General features: G+C 45.2%; 13 protein-coding genes and 1 pseudogene. 1 reads left to right on the plus strand and 13 read right to left on the minus strand.

The annotated features are described in order from the left end of the window. Positions 1-44: 44 nt before the first annotated feature. Positions 45-1646 carry an ABC-F family ATPase gene (locus ACO0KZ_RS10255; RefSeq protein WP_422995067.1) on the minus strand — a complete coding sequence of 534 codons (1602 nt, stop codon included), beginning with the start codon at positions 1644-1646 and terminating at the stop codon, positions 45-47. Between the two features lie 765 nt (positions 1647-2411). Here ACO0KZ_RS10255 and ACO0KZ_RS10260 point away from each other — a divergent pair. Beyond that, a complete protein-coding gene (locus ACO0KZ_RS10260) occupies positions 2412-3653 on the plus strand; it encodes an HD-GYP domain-containing protein (RefSeq protein ID WP_422995068.1) in 1242 nt (413 codons plus the stop codon). Between the two features lie 292 nt (positions 3654-3945). Here the strand turns inward: ACO0KZ_RS10260 and ACO0KZ_RS10265 are convergent, their stop codons facing one another. The 12 genes and pseudogenes from ACO0KZ_RS10265 to mltG form a co-directional block, all read right to left on the minus strand. After that, entirely contained in the window at positions 3946-5988 is a 2043-nt protein-coding gene (locus ACO0KZ_RS10265; protein ID WP_422995069.1) for a 3-hydroxyacyl-CoA dehydrogenase NAD-binding domain-containing protein, read from the minus strand. Between the two features lie 62 nt (positions 5989-6050). Further along, positions 6051-6749 carry an ABC transporter ATP-binding protein gene (locus ACO0KZ_RS10270; protein ID WP_422995297.1) on the minus strand — a complete coding sequence of 233 codons (699 nt, stop codon included), beginning with the start codon at positions 6747-6749 and terminating at the stop codon, positions 6051-6053. A gap of 5 nt (positions 6750-6754) precedes the next feature. Further along, a complete protein-coding gene (locus tag ACO0KZ_RS10275) occupies positions 6755-7516 on the minus strand; it encodes an ABC transporter ATP-binding protein (protein WP_422995070.1) in 762 nt (253 codons plus the stop codon). Further along, positions 7513-8763 (minus strand): branched-chain amino acid ABC transporter permease, encoded by a 1251-nt coding sequence (locus ACO0KZ_RS10280; RefSeq protein WP_422995071.1) that lies wholly within the window; start codon positions 8761-8763, stop codon positions 7513-7515. Before ACO0KZ_RS10280 ends, ACO0KZ_RS10275 begins: the two co-directional genes overlap by 4 nt. After that, positions 8756-9646 (minus strand): branched-chain amino acid ABC transporter permease, encoded by an 891-nt coding sequence (locus ACO0KZ_RS10285; protein WP_422995298.1) that lies wholly within the window; start codon positions 9644-9646, stop codon positions 8756-8758. Before ACO0KZ_RS10285 ends, ACO0KZ_RS10280 begins: the two co-directional genes overlap by 8 nt. Before the next feature lie 108 nt (positions 9647-9754). Beyond that, positions 9755-10993: a branched-chain amino acid ABC transporter substrate-binding protein gene (locus ACO0KZ_RS10290; protein ID WP_422995072.1), complete on the minus strand. Its 1239-nt coding sequence runs from the start codon at positions 10991-10993 to the stop codon at positions 9755-9757. A gap of 325 nt (positions 10994-11318) precedes the next feature. Beyond that, positions 11319-12200, minus strand: a pseudogene (locus ACO0KZ_RS10295) (23S rRNA (adenine(2030)-N(6))-methyltransferase RlmJ); the annotation flags it as partial. A 189-nt stretch (positions 12201-12389) separates the two neighbouring features. Beyond that, positions 12390-12938 carry a GNAT family N-acetyltransferase gene (locus ACO0KZ_RS10300; RefSeq protein WP_422995299.1) on the minus strand — a complete coding sequence of 183 codons (549 nt, stop codon included), beginning with the start codon at positions 12936-12938 and terminating at the stop codon, positions 12390-12392. Between the two features lie 130 nt (positions 12939-13068). Further along, positions 13069-13458 (minus strand): PilZ domain-containing protein, encoded by a 390-nt coding sequence (locus ACO0KZ_RS10305; RefSeq protein WP_422995073.1) that lies wholly within the window; start codon positions 13456-13458, stop codon positions 13069-13071. 85 nt (positions 13459-13543) lie between these two features. Then, positions 13544-14587, minus strand: a complete 1044-nt coding sequence (gene holB, locus ACO0KZ_RS10310) for a DNA polymerase III subunit delta' (protein WP_422995074.1) — start codon at positions 14585-14587, stop codon at positions 13544-13546. Between the two features lie 33 nt (positions 14588-14620). Next, entirely contained in the window at positions 14621-15262 is a 642-nt protein-coding gene (tmk, locus tag ACO0KZ_RS10315) for a dTMP kinase (RefSeq protein WP_422995075.1), read from the minus strand. Between the two features lie 70 nt (positions 15263-15332). After that, the gene (gene mltG, locus ACO0KZ_RS10320; RefSeq protein WP_422995076.1) at positions 15333-16328 is read right to left on the minus strand and encodes an endolytic transglycosylase MltG; all 996 of its coding nucleotides are present in this window, start codon (positions 16326-16328) and stop codon (positions 15333-15335) included. Positions 16329-16380: the final 52 nt, after the last annotated feature.

Below are 16380 nucleotides of genomic sequence, written 5' to 3' on the forward strand. Positions count from 1 at the left end.
AAAGACCAGAAACTTTCTGGTCTTTTTTTTAGTCTGGTGAGCAATTACTCAATACCCTGGCTGGTCAAATACTCTTCATACGTGCCGCGGAAGTCAATGATCTGGCCGTCTTTCACTTCCAAAACACGAGTTGCTAGCGAAGAGACAAACTCGCGGTCATGCGATACAAATACCAAAGTGCCGGCATATTTTTCCAAGGCGATATTCAAGGATTCAATCGACTCCATATCCATGTGATTCGTCGGCTCATCCATCAGTAACACGTTATGGCGCCCCAGCATTAATTTGCCGTAAGTCATACGTCCTTTTTCACCACCGGATAAAACTTTAACTGACTTCTTCACGTCGTCACCACTAAACAATAAACGACCGAGGATAGAACGAACTGCCTGATCATCGTCGCCCTCTTGCGTGTACATGCCCATCCAGTCAGTCAAATTTTTGTCTGACGCAAAATTTTCGGCAGGATCTTGTGGCATATAGCCTGGGTTGGCATTCTCAGCCCACTTCACTTCACCGCGATCCGCCGTTAAGCCGCACAGATCAGCTCCACCTATACAACGCAATAAAGTCGTCTTGCCCGCACCGTTGGCACCAATAATAGCGATGCGTTCGCCTGCTTCGATCATGATGTCAAAACTGTCGAACAATTTTTGATCATAGGCTTTAGATAAATGTTTGACTTCGACAGCCAAACGATGCAATTTTTTCTCGCCGTCGAAACGGATAAATGGATTTTGACGACTCGATGGCTTAACGTCTTCGATCTTAATTTTTTCTATCTGTTTAGCACGTGATGTCGCCTGACGCGCTTTCGATTTGTTTGCTGAGAAACGGCGTACGAAATCTTGTAATTCCAAGACTTTATCTTTGGCTTTCGCGTTATTCGCTAACTGCTGTGCACGCGCTTGAGAAGACGCGAGCATGTATTCGTCGTAATTGCCCGGATAGACCTTTAAGGTACCGTAATCCATATCCGCCATGTGCGTACAAACTTGATTCAAGAAGTGACGATCATGAGAAATGATAATCATGGTTGAATTACGTTGATTCAAAATATCTTCTAACCAGCGAATTGTGTTGATGTCCAAGTTATTGGTTGGTTCGTCGAGCAAGAGAATATCTGGATTGGAAAACAAAGCTTGTGCTAGCAACACGCGCAATTTCCAACCAGGGGCTACAGAACTCATCAAACCTTGGTGCTGATCGGTAGGAATGCCGACGCCCAATAGCAATTCACCTGCACGCGCTTCCGCAGTATAACCATCATACTCAGCAAACTTAGCTTCCAGATCAGCGGCCTTCATGTAATCGTCGTCAGTCGCTTCAGGATTCGCGTAAATCGCATCGCGCTCAGCCATTGCTGCCCACATTTCGGTATGGCCCATCATCACTACATCGAGCACACGCATGTCTTCAAACGCAAACTGATCCTGACGCAATTTACCTAAACGCTCATTTTGGTCAAGCATGACAGTACCAGAGGATTGGTCCAGATCACCACCCAAAATTTTCATGAAAGTGGATTTACCGCAGCCATTGGCGCCGATCAAACCATAACGGTTGCCTTCGCCAAACTTAACTGAGATGTTTTCAAACAGTGGCTTAGGGCCAAACTGCATGGTGATATTTGCTGTTGCTAACACGTTGAGACCTTTTGCATGGAATTAAATTAACCGCGCATTATATCATCGTCCATAGTGCCTACTGCGTTTTTTCGCCCGTACACGCGGAGTAAGAGAAGATTCTTAAAATAAATCTCAGCAAAACCTTTGATTCAGTGGCAAACCGTTTTTTAATCACATAACAAGCCAACTTATCACGATTCAAAGAGTCTAGGTGCGTCCCTAATGTCCCTGTCGGAATAGTTACAAAAGACTATCGCCTTTTCCCCAACCTAAGCTATCGACATTAAATATAGAGCCGCGAAGATGTAAAGGGAACCGATAGCCTTTTGAATATACGATATCAATATCCGAAGCGCGCGCTGCAATGCCGTCGCACAGGATTTTTCTGCGTTCATCTGCGAATGCTGATACTAATCTTTGAACGACTTCTTCATCGCTAACTGTCTTTGTACTACGCCTAGGGTTAGTTCATGATGCTTGATTAATTGATTTACGAGTTCTGATAGATGCGCCTTTCTGTCATTGGTTTGATATTTGTACCAACCAGCTTGTAAAAAATGATGTCAGATTAAATTACTTCTCAATTTACTCTAAGCCATTTTTCTTACACTTATCTCAATTTGTTCCGCCCCTACTTATCCATAAATGTCCGCATAGAACGAAGAGAAAAAATTATCACTGGTTTGGATTTTAAGCCACCATTTTGGCGGCACAAACCGCTACAATGAATTCCCAAAAAGAAACCAACTTCTCGTAAATTCTGTAAATACCGAGGGAGTGCGCATGCTTAAAAAAATCCCTGTCGAGCAACTGCGAGTTGGTATGTACCTACAATCGCTTTGTGGTTCCTGGATCGATCACCCATTTTGGCGATCCAAGTTCGTCATTACCAATGCTAAGGACATTACGCTCATTGAGCACAGTGGCATTTCAGAAGTTTGGATCAATCTTGATAAAGGTTCGGACGTCATTGCTGAATCAAAGTTAGAACACCAACAAACGCTCTCCCTGTCACAGACGCCAATTGCCGAGAATACCTCCGCCATTGCCACACCGAGCGCAAAAGAAAAACCAAAAGCCAGCAGCATGACTGATGAAATGCAGCGCGCAGCAAAGATATGTGCGAAGGCAAAAAAGTCAGTGCAATCTATGTTTGAAGAAACCCGTATGGGTAAAGCCATTTCGGTTGACCATGCGGGTGAGATCGTTCAGGAAATCTCTTATTCGGTGATGCGTAATCCAAACGCGTTGATTAGCCTAGCACGTCTAAAAACCGCTGACGATTACACCTACATGCATTCCGTCGCGGTATGCGCACTGATGGTCGCGCTCTCTCATCATTTGAATCTAGATGACGAACATACCCATGAGGCAGGTCTCGCCGGTCTATTACATGATTTGGGAAAAGCCGTCACACCGACTGAAATTTTATTGAAACCAGGAAAGCTGACAAAGGAAGAATTTGACATTATGAAAACCCATCCTCAGGAAGGTCATCGCTTACTGACGGAGAATGGGTTTCATCAAGAAATCACCTTAGATGTCGTCTTACACCATCATGAACGCATTGATGGTAGTGGCTATCCGCACGGCTTGGCGGAAAACGAGATTTCACTATTTGCCAAAATGGGCGCTGTTTGCGATGTGTACGATGCCATAACGTCTAATCGCCCTTATAAAGCGGGATGGGAACCCGTCGAATCGATACAGAGAATGAGCGAGTGGTGTGAGGCGCAATACGACAAAGATGTTTTTCAAGCGTTTATCAGTAGTGTAGGAATTTATCCAGTTGGATCGCTTGTCAGACTCTCCTCTGGACGTCTTGCTGTCGTGCTGGAACAATCCAAATCTCTAGTTAAACCCATAGTCAAAATATTTTTCTCGACCAAATCAAAGACTTACGTTCCCCCGCAAATCGTCGATCTTTCTCGTCCTACGATGGATTGCAAGGGCGAGAAGATCGTTGCGCACGAAGACGTGCATAAGTGGGCATTTAAGAATTTTAATGAAATGTGGGCTGGATAGAATGAATATCGTAAGCTTAGAAATAAACCGCTCCTCATTGTGAGTTGTTAGCCTATTTGGGTAACTGTCAAAGCGAATTTTCATCTTGAAGATTGTTCAAGCTTCTGGGCAAATCATATTGGCGCCAGCACTATAGTTGAAGTCAGATCAAATCCCTTCTTTTCGTCCTAATTACTTCAATCGTCGCTGCATAGCCGCGAGTCTGTTCCTAATTTAGCAGATTTGAAAAATGAAATCCTGAATTTCATAAAATCGGTTAGTTCTAGATGCCTCCGCTATCATAGTTTTTGGTTTAACAATCCATCCAGGTTCCACCTTGATACCCTTGTTGAAACTGCTGCAAGAGGTTGAGCACATTATCCCAGCCCAAACAGTCTGCATAAAACATAGGGCCACCACGATGCATCGGAAAACCATAGCCTTTTAAATACACGATATCGATATCCGAAGAGCGCGCCGCAATGCCATCGCGCAGGATTTTTCTGCCTTCGTTTGCGAGTGCCAACACCAATCTTTGAACGATTTCTTGATCGCTGATCTGTCTTTGCACTACGCCTAGCGTTTGTGCATGTTGCTTGATTAACTGATTTACTAGTTCAGATGGATGCGCCGTTCTGTCATTGACTTGATAGTCATACCAACCAGCTTGGGTCTTTTGACCAAATCGCCCCCGCTCACATAGCAAATCGCCGAGCTTGGAATAAATTGCTTGAGGGTTTGCTGCAAGGCGGCGTTTTCGAATCACCCAACTAATGTCGTTCCCCGCCAAATCGCTCATGCGAAATGGTCCCATCGCAAAGCCAAAGGTTTCGATGGCGTTGTCCACTTGCTGCGGCGTACAGCCCTCTTCCAACAAAAACGCAGCCTGTTTGGTGTATTGTTCTAACATGCGATTGCCGATAAAACCATCACAAACACCAGCGACTACCGCAGTCTTTTTTATCTTCTTCGCCAATGCAGAACAAGTCGCCAGCACATCCGCCGCTGTTTCCTCACCCCGAACTATCTCTAGCAACTCCATCACATTGGCAGGGCTAAAGAAGTGTAAGCCAATGACATCTTGCGGACGATTGGTGAAACGCGCGATCTGATTCAAATCCAGAGTCGACGTATTCGACGCTAAAATAGCTCCCGGCTTCATCACCTCATCGAGCTGTTCAAACACACTTTGTTTCACTTGCATTTCTTCGAACACGGCTTCTATCACCAGATCAGCTTGGGCAACCGCAGCGTAATGATCGACACCGACTATCAATGCACACCGATGTTCACATTGTTCATGCGTGAGCTTGCCTTTACTGACCGCGCTTTGATAATTATGTCGAATTCTCTCCAGGCCTTTTTCCAATGACGCTGCTTGCAGATCCAAAATTTGCACGGGTATGCCAACGTTGGCAAAATTCATGGCAATTCCCGCACCCATGGTTCCAGCGCCGATCACTGCCACCGCTTTGATATTGCGTAAGGGCGTATTTGCATCCACGCCCGCAATCTTTCCAGCAGCGCGTTCTGCCATAAAAATATGCCGCAATGCTAGTGATGCCGGACTTTGCAATAAGCGCTGAAAGATAGCGCGTTCAGTTTTAACGCCCTCATCAAAAGTTTGTACAAGGCTCGCTTCCAAAGCCTCGAGACAAGCAAAAGGCGCAGGGAAATGCTTAGCTTTTTTTACTAGTGCACTACGCGTGGCTGCAAACAAATCAGCATTCTTGGGAGCATTCGCGGGCCTGTCACGTACGCGTGGAATTGGTCGTACGTCAGCAATACTATGTGCAAAATCTTGAGCGCTGGCGAGTAGTTTTTCCCGATCGGTCTCGTAAACATCAAACATAGCGCTCTGAGCCAAGTTATCAGACAAAACAATTTGCCCGTTACTGATCATGCTGGCGCAGCTCTCCATATCTAATAAGCGCGGCAAACGCTGTGTGCCGCCCGCGCCTGGCAATAGCCCTAATTTCACTTCGGGCAAAGCGATCTGCGCGCCACTGCTTGCGACGCGATAATGACAAGCCAAGGCCAACTCCAAACCGCCTCCCATACACACACCATTGATGACGGCAACAATCGGCTTGGTGTAGGCATCCATCTGTTCAATCAAAGCGGGTAAAGACGGTTGGGCAAAGGTTTTATCTGTACCAAACTCTTTAATATCTGCGCCACCAGAAAAAGCTTTGCCGATACCCGTAACCAAGATGGCTTGCACCTCTACATTTGCTTCAGCTATCTTTAAGCATTCTGCGATGGCAGAACGACTTGCGTGGCCGAGTCCGTTCACTGGTGGATTATCAATAGTAATAATGGCTAGGCTGCCATTTATCTGCATAGATGCGCTCATGTTTTTGTCTCTTTATTTTTATGTTTAAAATTAACTTGGTTTAAAGTGGATCGCTTTCTAAATTAAACTTCCAACCATTCTCGGCGAATCGATTCATTAGCCAACAATGTCTGTTGATCGCCTTCAAACACAGCCTGCCCATGCCCCATTATCAGAAAACGATCCGCCACTTCTAAAGCCAAATTCAGTTTTTGTTCAACCAATAGAATCGCAATACCACGTTGCTTAATCTTGAGAAAGAAACCGCGCAAAAGTTCTATGACTTTAGGGGCCAACCCCTCAGTCGGCTCATCAATCAATATTAAATCAGGATTTCCTAGCAAGCTGCGTGACAGACTTAACATTTGCTGCTCGCCGCCCGACAATACGCCTGCTTTTGTCCGACTACGTTCCTTCAAGATAGGAAACAAATCATACATCTCATCTAAGTGCCAATGCGTTTGATCTGTCACACCAGACTTTTGCCCTATATGCAGATTTTGCTCTACAGTTAATTCGGCGAAGATCTCGCGGTTTTCGGGGACATAAGCAATGCCAGATTGTGCTATTTTGAAACTTGGCATGCCGAGTATAGTTTGCCCCCTAAAACGAATACTTCCCTTAGCGCTGACCATCCCCATAATCGCCTTCAAAGTCGTTGAGCGCCCTACACCATTTCGGCCTAATAACGCCAATACTTCACCAGATTTGATTTCGAAATTAAGGCCATGCAAAATATGGCTTTTACCATAGTAGGCGTGCAAATTTTCTACGTATAGCAAAGCACTCATGCTGCGTGCTCCAAATGACCTAAATAGGCTTCTTGGACTTTGGCATTAAGGCGGATTTTTTCCGGCGTATCGCAAGCGATAATCTCCCCATGCACCATCACTGCAATTCTATCGGCCAGTTCAAATACTACTTGCATATCATGCTCCACCATCAACAGAGTTTTGCCTGTACTTAACGCACGAATTAATGCTATGGTTTTTTCTGTCTCAGAGCGACTCATGCCAGCCGTGGGCTCATCCAACAAGATGCAATGTGCACCGCTAGCAACCGTCATACCCATTTCTAAAGTGCGTTGTTCGGCATAGCTCAATTCTCCTGCAATACAGTTTCTCTGTGAGTTTAATCCTATCGCGTCCAATAACTGTGCAGTTTGCTCATGTATCTGTTTTTGTTGCGAAAATCTTCGCCAAAAACTATAACGACAACCTAGATGCCACATGACAGCACAAGATAAATTTTCAATTACACTTAAGTGGGTAAATACATTACTGACTTGAAAACTCCTCGCCAAACCTTGTCGTGCGATTTGATGCGGTGGCAGACCGGATATCTCTTTCTGGTTCAAAAATATATGACCACTTATTTTCGCATTGTCAGAGTTTCGCCCTGAAATCAAATCAAATAGGCTAGATTTCCCCGCCCCATTTGGGCCGATTAGAGCCAGTCGTTCCCCTGCTTGCAACGCCAAATCAACGCTGCGAAGTATCTTAGTATTGCCGATTTCAAGCGTCACACGCTGCAGACACAACAAACTCATAGGTCCCCTCTTAGCTTCGCTTTAAGTAATGACTTAATGCAGATGCTCGCGCCCATGAATAGCGTCGCCATACCCCAAGCAAACAGATTATGTGGGTTCAGCTCCAAGCCAAACACTCGAAGTATTTGCTCATCTCCCGATTGAAAACGCAGACGATACAGCATTTCAACAAGCAGAATTACCCCGATAGAAAAAAGGCTGCCAATAAGTGCATAGACAGCGCAGCGCGAAAACAAATTTTGCAATCTCGCCTGTATTCGGGCTTGCTGAAAGGCTTGGAAAAAATCCACAGCCAATCCTGTTAAACCTTGCGGCGCCTTTACAACAACTAAGATAAACAAAATGCCCATATATAACTGCCAGGCCGGCGTCAACTCAGATAGGAATACCGACATAAAAACACCAAGCACAGCGCCAACAACAGGGCCTAAGAAGAAACTAATGCCACCGATATAGGTAAATAGAAGAACTGTACCGGAACGCACGGCACTCAGATTTTCCGCACTCACAATTTCAAAATTAATGGCCGATAAGGCACCAGCGATGCCGGCAAAGAAACTGGATAAGACCAACATTAAGAAACGTATCCAACGTGGATCAAAGCCAATAAAGGCGACGCGCTCGGAATTGTCTCGTACTGCTTCTGCCAGTTTGCCTAAGGGTGTCTTTTGAATAAAGTACATAGCCAGCGCAGCGATGATCGTCCAAGAAATAATCAGATAGCAAACTTCACCCTGCGGGCCAAACGTGACGCCAAAGACAGGCTCGCCCGAAACACGATTGGCACTAATGCCCCCCTCACCACCAAAAAATCCAGGAAACATCAACGCGCTGGCAAACACTAATTCAGCTATACCTAAACTAATCATAGAAAAAGTAATGCCTGATTTCTTGCTCGATATCCATCCAAAAATACTGCCAAACAATGCGCCAGCAAAAGCACCTACCATGGGAACTAAACTAAGCGGCAAATTCAAACTACCGTCACTAATTTTATTTATAGCATGGATGGCGACAAATCCACCCAAGCCTGAATAGGCCGCGTGACCAAAAGACAGCATCCCAGTCTGGCCGAGTAGCATATTAAAGGACAATGCGAACACAGCGGCTATGCAAGCTTGAGAAACGAAATTTAAGGCTTTGCCGGAAGAAAAATAACCAGGCAAACATAAGATTGCGAGACACGCCACTGCAATACAAACCATTGACAGTGATGACTGAAATCGCAGTTGAGTATTGCTAAGCATTGTGCGTCCCCATCATGCCTCGAGGTCGCCAGACTAACATTAAGATCAACATCAAAAAAGGTAAGATCGGCGCAATTTGCGACACATTTAAAGAGAGTAAGCCATAAGCAAAATGATCTGTTTGAATTTCTCCTCCAAGTCGATGAATGAGGCTGAGCAATGAGACGTCAAGAGTCACAGCAAACGTCTGAACACATGCGATCAATAAGGATGCCCAAAATGCTCCTGCCAAAGATCCCACACCACCCAACACCACGACCACAAAGATAATACTGCCTACACTGGCCGCCATACCCGGCTCCGTGACAAAGGCGTTGCCACCCACAGCACCAGCCAAACCCGCCAACGAGCAACCCGTGCCAAACACCCACATAAAAATACGTGGCACGTTATGCCCTAAGGCTTCTACCATGGTCGGCTGTGTCAATGCAGCTTGTATGACCAAGCCGATACGCGTTCGCGTAATCGATAGATAAATTACTGCTAGCATTACCAGAGCAATCAACGCCATGAATGCGCGATAAAGTGAAAAAGTACTGGAATAGACTAGAAACAGCGCGCCTTGCAAACTTTCCGGAATCGCATAGGGAACCGTCAGGCGGCCCCAGGTTAATTGAACCACCTCGACAATCAGATAAGCGAGACCAAAAGTAAAAAGAAGTTCGGCAAGTTGACCTTGCGCATGTAATCGTCTAAGTGCAAAGCGTTCGACAAAGACGCCAAGCAAACCAGTGATCGCCGGAGCCAGCAATAAGCCCCACCAAAATCCCCACAAACCACTAAAGGTATACCCAAGGTATGCACCCAACATATAAAAACTGGCATGCGCAAAATTAAGAACGCCCATCATGCTGAAAATCAGAGTCAGTCCTGCTGATAGCATGAAGAGCAATAGGCCGTAGCTCAAGCCATTTAACAAATTGATGAGGAAAAATTCCACGGATCTATGTTTTCACGTTGTCTCAAGCATTCGTTAACAGTCGAGAAGAAATCAAGGCCGTTTCATCTGACAAGAAGTTGGTTGCGCTGCCACGAAGGCGTCGATTTTTTGTAAAGTCTGCCAGCCCATGCCGGTATTTTCCTGATCGAACAGAACATCCTTTCCATTCAGCTTGACCCAATTAGACAGATATAAGCTTTGTTGAAATTGATGATCGCTCTTACGCATACTGGCTGGATTGCCGAAGAAATCAATTTGCGTGTCTTCGAGCGCAAAGGCGACTTTGACAGAGTCTATCGTCCCTGCTTTTTTTACAGCTTTACTCAGGCTGGCAATCAAGGAATACGTGGAAACAGAGGACAGATCATCTTTGTATTTTTCCTTGAAACCTTTAGTCAATTGCGCGCCTAGTGCTGACGCATTATTCGGATGCCAGTAGCCGATCAGCTTTACTTTGTCGATTCCAGCAGCACCCATCGCGGTTGGCACACCCGTTGAGCTGGCGTAATAGGTGTAGAAATTGGCGCCCAAGCCCGCTTCTTTCGCTGCCTTAATCAATAGCGCCAAGTCAGTTCCCCAATTGCCAGTGATGACAGAGTCGGCGCCTGAGGCTTTAATTTTGCTGATGTAAGGTGCGAAATCTTTAACCGTTGCGAGTGGATGTAAGTCTTCACCCACGATCTGCACATCAGGTCGCTTACGCGCTAAATAAGACTTCGCCGCGCGGGCGACTTGCTGGCCATGTGAGTAGTTTTGACCAATCAGATACACTTTCTTAATTTTTTTATCCGTTGCCATGAAACTGCTGAGCGCTTCCATTTTCATGTCCGAGTTTGCATCAAATCGAAAATGCCAAAAACTACATTTGCTATTGGTCATGTCTGGATCAATCGAGCCGTGATTCAGATAAACAATTTCCTTCCCAGGATTGCGTTGATTGTGTTTATTGATGGCGTCGATCAACGCTAGTCCAACGGCCGACCCTGTTCCTTGCGCAACAAAACGGTAGCCTTTGTCAATCACCGTTTGCAGCAGACTTAAGCTTTCCTGCACACCAGCTTTATTGTCAAATGCGTCGAATACTAGTCGATGTTCACCCGCCCATTTTTCGGCATTCGCGCGTTCTGCAAGATAAGTAAAGGAATTGAAGGTATTGTGACCGATAGGCGCAAATGGCCCAGACATGGGATCGATGACCGCGATTTTAATCGTATTATTGATCGTATCGGCATGCGCAAAATGACTGCTTGCTGCAAGACTCAACACGAATGCGAAAAAGATTTTTTGCATAAGCCTCTCCATGAGAAATACCAACAAGTTTGGCGCAGGCCTAGATGGATCTAAGGCCACACGCCGATTTCGTACAGAATTAACGTGAACGCGCCTTAGATAGATTGGCAGGACGTGCAACGCGTTTTCCCTGACCGGCATCGCGACTCACTTTTGCACCTGTGCTTGCGTTTGTGCCGGTGCCTCGACCTGTGCTAAGACCCGCTTTTGTACGCAAACTACCAACTTGCGAACGTGCACCACCTGCAACCGGAGTGCGTCCCTGACCTTGAATACTACGATCCACAGGTACGCGTACAGGACCTTTCATACGAACCGTTTCTGTTTCACCTGATTCAATTTCAAACTTAGCGCTGACGTCTTTACCCAAGACGCGCACCAGATACGGCATTACTTCACGTAAAGTCGCCTCTAGAGTCCAAGGAGGATTGATGATAAACATGCCGCTGCTGTGCAAACCAAAACCATCGGGTGTTGGGCCGCTAATACTCAGCGTCACATTTAACCAGCCATTCGCAGGAATACGCTTTAAACGATCAGGTAATTGTTTTGATTCTATGCGTGATAAGACGGGATACCAAACGGCATAAGTACCCGTTGGAAAACGCACCAAAGCATCCTCTAAACACACTTTGACGCGACGATAATCGTCTTTTACTTCATACGGTGGATCGATCAAAACCAGACCACGGCGCGACGGCGGCGGCAATATCGCTTTCAATCCTTCAAAGCCGTCACCCGCATTGATCATGATACGTTTTCCACGTACAGTTTGGCGCTCGCCCTGCTCCGCTTTATGCGCTTCTAACTTGCGAAAATTTTCGCTGAGGATTTTGATTTCACTAGGATGCAATTCAAACAGACGCAATCGATCTTGTGAACGCATGACTTCATTCGCGCAATACGGAGAACCCGGGTAGTAACGCATCTTGCCGCTAGGGTTCATCGCTTTGACCAAGTCCAAATAGATCTGTAAAGCAGCTGGAACGTCATCTCTATCCCACAATGGCGCGATACCGGTTTCGTATTCAGCGTTTTTCATCGCATAACCGGTATCCAAAGAGTATAAACCAGCACCAGAATGCGTATCGACGTAGGTATAGGCAGTATCTTTCTGACCTAAATAGTTTAGTAACTCGATTAAAACAAAATGTTTGAGAACGTCAGCATGATTGCCAGCGTGAAAACCATGGCGATAGCTCAGCATAGTAGGGATTCCTAATTGATTGATGCTGACTCAATCGAATTGAGCCACACATAGAGATGTAGATAAGCCCGAATTTTACTCTGTTTAACACATAAGCGTTTGATTTTGCAGCAATTTATTAGCTACCACCTTAAATATTGAAAAGGATAGCGCGGCATTTTAACTTTCTACGAACAAAGCAAAAGCGATTTAAACGCCATCAACCCGCTTACCAAAAATAATCAAATCGCGTTCTATGCCATCTAAATTGGCCACTTTAGGCATATTGGCCCAGATTTCAAAATTGAAGGAGGCAAACAAATTCATACTCGGCACGTTGTGACCAAAAATAAAGCCAAGTAAGGTATGCACCTTAATTTGCGGTGCAAATGCTATTGCTTGCTCAAGGAAATAACGTCCCAAACCTTTACGGCGCATGCTTTCATGCAAATAGATCGATAATTCCGCGGTACCTGAATAAGCTGGGCGTCCATAAAAATTGGAAAATGAGAGCCACCCAACGATTTGTGCTTCCTCGTTTTCAACCACCCACAATGGCCGTTTCTCTGGCGTATGCTCGTGAAACCAGTTCAAGCGTGACTCCACCGAAATCTCTTCTGTATCAGCGGTCACCATACGTGAAGCTACTGTGGAGTTGTAGATACCAACGATGTCAGTTAAGTCTTCCAAGCGAGCAATGCGATGTACAAATTGGGGAGCACTTGGCAATGCGCTGTCTAATAAGTTGGAAGACGACATAAAGAAAGAGTAAGAAAGTGATATTGAAGAAGCACGTAACATGGAAAGATGCTACGCGTAAAAAAACCGCGCTCGCCACACTGTGATCAGCGACAATCAGGCGAGGTCATTTTTAATATTTAAGATGTTTTTACAAAGTATGAGTAGCACGAGAAGAACGAATGCTAGCACCCAATACTTCTTCAACCCTTAGCTTAACCCGAACACCGCTTTCATCATTCGGAAAATGTACACCTATCCCTTGCGATTTGTTGTTTCCAGCACCTGCTGGGGTGACCCAAGCCACTTTGCCCGCAATAGGGTACTTACTTGGATCATCCAACAAAGTCAAAATAACGTAGATTTCTTCACCTAACTTATAGGATTTGTTAGTGGGAACGAAAATCCCACCATTTTTCAAAAATGGCATATAGGCCGAAAACAAAGCAGACTTTTCTTTAATCGCCAATGACAATACCGATGGTCGCGAAGGCGATGGCATATTCAAAGGAACACTAGGATCTTGTGGTAAATCAGCCATAACAAATTCCAGTAATAAGCTTCAATTGGATAGTTCGATCCAAGAAACGATATAGCACGATAGCTTGCAAACGCACCGCTACCACTTAGATAAAACTCGAAGAATATTCTAACAGCATATCTTCTAAAAATAACTTCCCAGACAGGGGGTGAGACGCAATGGCCTGCCTATCCTGACTGTTTTTGATCAATTTCATCAATATATCGTTGTTACTGCGTGCCGCTAGTCGACTGATATCTGATTGATACTTTGGATAATACCGGATTTTACCGCTTTGCTTAAAAGAAAAAATATCGTACAACCAACGCTGCAGCCACGATACGGTTCTTGGCATGTCCATTTTCTGCATTTTATCGGCCAACTTTAAGCTCACTTCGATGTCGGGCTTGCTTAGGCCTCGCAGAAACTCCTCCAGATCTTTAGTGTCATCTGATTGGGCCATTTCCAATGCCAGCAAAGGCGCGCCGCCCTGTAGTGCCAACCAGCTTTCTGGTTCTTTTACACCTTGCGTGCTTAACCAATCTAAAGCCTGTGTTTTAGTTGGCATGGTCAAGGGCAATTTATGACAACGAGACAATATCGTTGGCAACAGCCTATCCACTTTATGTGAGACCAAAATAAACACAGTATTCGGATTGGGCTCTTCCAAGGATTTCAACAAGGCATTGGCAGCGGGCGTATTTAAAGCCTCTGCTGGGTACATCACAACCACACGCGTCCCTTGCCTATGAGTGGAAATATTCATGAAGTTAGATAAAGCTCGTACCTGATCAATCACGATTTCCTTCGATGGCGCTTTACTGGTTTTTGCAGATTTCTTTTCGGGCTCATCAGCGCCCTCACCTGCCTCGGCGTCAGCCGCATCTTCTTCATCTAAAAGACCTGGACGTACCCGACGATAATCAGGATGACTGTACTGATCAAACCAATTGCAAGACAAGCATGCCCCACATGCATGACCATCGCCCGCAGGTGATTCACACAACAGGGACTTGGCCAAATACTCAGCAAATTGCGCTTTACCTATACCTTCGGCACCATACAGCAAAAAGGCATGCGGCATACGGCCGCGCATAGACATAATCTGCGACCAGGTATCTTGCTGCCAATTGAATAAAGCTTGACTCATTGTTTGATTTTCATGCTGTTCACGGGATGTTTTTTAGCTCGCGGCTTTGGTGCAAATTTCATTAATAATGTCCAATAATTCATGCTGTATCGTCTCTATGCTTCGGGTCGAGTCGATTACTTTAAACCGGTGCGGAAATTCTGTAGCACGACGCAAGTATTCGTTGCGAGTGTCACTAAAAAAATCACTCTTCTCTTGTTCAAACTTGTCCAAGGTACGTGTCGCATCCAAACGTGTGCGGGCCACATCAATCGGAACGTCAAATAGTAAAGTCAAATTAGGTTGCAAATCCGGATGCACCCATTGCTCTAAAGCGTTCAATTTATTCAAATCTAATTTTCGCCCGCCACCTTGGTAGGCAAAAGTCGCATCAGTGAAACGATCCGAAATCACCCAAGTGCCTGCATCCAATGCGGGTTGTATCACTTGAGCGATATGCTCACGTCGTGACGCAAACATTAGCAAAGCTTCGGTTTCCAGATGCATTTTTTCTTTGAGCAACAAGGCTCGCAAAGCTTCTCCTAACGGTGTACCGCCAGGTTCTCTAGTGCTTATAACCCTAATGCCGCGCTGTCTCAATGCTTCTTGCACAAAACTGATATGGGTAGATTTACCAGCACCGTCAATGCCTTCAAAACTAATAAACAGACCTTTTGAATGTTCTTTGTTCGTCATACTTTATTCTCGTTTTTAAAGTAGCTTTTCTAGCCTCATGTTAAGCGATTGAGTTTCTATCAGTCATGGACTAGCGTTGATACTTATTCACCGCATTATTGTGATCGTTTAAATTCTCTGAAAACTGGCTAGTACCGTTGCCGCGTGCTACAAAATAATAGGCATTGCTGGGCTCTGGATTTAAAGCTGCTTTGATCGCATCCCGCCCTGGCAAGGAAATCGGCGTTGGCGGCAAACCTGCACGCGTGTAGGTATTGTAAGGGGTATCCGTCGTCAAATCGCGTTTTCGGATATTGCCTTGAAATTTATCGCCCATACCGTAAATAACAGTTGGATCGGTTTGCAATAACATGCCAGCGCGCAACCGATTCACAAAAACCGAGGCGATCATGCCACGCTCTGAAGCCTGACCTGTTTCCTTCTCAACGATGGAGGCCATGATTAAAGCCTGATAAGGATCTTTATACGGCAAATTTTGCTGGCGCTTATTCCAAGCTTCATCCAGTTTATTAAGCATAGCTTGGTGCGCTTGCAGATAGACTTGAATATCACTACTGTTTTTCGCAAACAAATAAGTATCAGGAAAAAACAAGCCTTCTGGATGTTGATATTTGCTACCTATTGTTTTTAGTAAATCTTGATCAGATAGTCCGGTCGTATCATGACGAATTGATGCATGTGCATCAATCGCATTTCGCATCTGCCTAAAGCTCCATCCTTCAATAACGCTCAGACTGCTAAAGCTAAATTTACCTTCAACGATTTTCTTTAATAACTGTTGTGGTGTCTCTTGTGGCGCCAATTCAAAAGAGCCCGCCTTTAAACTAGCAGCCCTACCCGTGACGCGCGCTAGCATCTCAAAAAAATACGGTTGTATAGGCACACCTGCATCGACCAACTGCCGCGCCGCACTACGTACGTTACTTCCTGGCTTGATCGTAAACTCTATGCCTTTATCATTATCTAAAGGGGTATCCATCCAGCGCACAAAAGCCCAAGTACCGAGCGCCGCGAGCAACATACTCAACAAAGTACAAAATACAAAGAATTTTTTCAAAGAAGCCATGTGAACACTAATCTCAATTTACTGCGATAATCACGAAAAATCGTTGCCATTG

Origin of the sequence: Undibacterium sp. Di24W (assembly GCF_049340325.1) — a bacterium.
Classification (GTDB): domain Bacteria; phylum Pseudomonadota; class Gammaproteobacteria; order Burkholderiales; family Burkholderiaceae_D; genus Undibacterium.

Coding starts and splice junctions, on each gene's coding strand:
- holB (WP_422995074.1), bottom strand. CDS start 14,587: ATGAGTCAAGCTTTATTCAATTGGCAGCAAGATACCTGGTCGCAGATT.
- ACO0KZ_RS10275 (WP_422995070.1), bottom strand. CDS start 7,516: ATGAGTTTGTTGTGTCTGCAGCGTGTGACGCTTGAAATCGGCAATACT.
- ACO0KZ_RS10265 (WP_422995069.1), bottom strand. CDS start 5,988: ATGAGCGCATCTATGCAGATAAATGGCAGCCTAGCCATTATTACTATT.
- tmk (WP_422995075.1), bottom strand. CDS start 15,262: ATGACGAACAAAGAACATTCAAAAGGTCTGTTTATTAGTTTTGAAGGC.
- ACO0KZ_RS10300 (WP_422995299.1), bottom strand. CDS start 12,938: ATGTCGTCTTCCAACTTATTAGACAGCGCATTGCCAAGTGCTCCCCAA.
- ACO0KZ_RS10290 (WP_422995072.1), bottom strand. CDS start 10,993: ATGCAAAAAATCTTTTTCGCATTCGTGTTGAGTCTTGCAGCAAGCAGT.
- ACO0KZ_RS10280 (WP_422995071.1), bottom strand. CDS start 8,763: ATGCTTAGCAATACTCAACTGCGATTTCAGTCATCACTGTCAATGGTT.
- ACO0KZ_RS10305 (WP_422995073.1), bottom strand. CDS start 13,458: ATGGCTGATTTACCACAAGATCCTAGTGTTCCTTTGAATATGCCATCG.
- mltG (WP_422995076.1), bottom strand. CDS start 16,328: ATGGCTTCTTTGAAAAAATTCTTTGTATTTTGTACTTTGTTGAGTATG.
- ACO0KZ_RS10260 (WP_422995068.1), top strand. CDS start 2,412: ATGCTTAAAAAAATCCCTGTCGAGCAACTGCGAGTTGGTATGTACCTA.
- ACO0KZ_RS10285 (WP_422995298.1), bottom strand. CDS start 9,646: ATGCTATCAGCAGGACTGACTCTGATTTTCAGCATGATGGGCGTTCTT.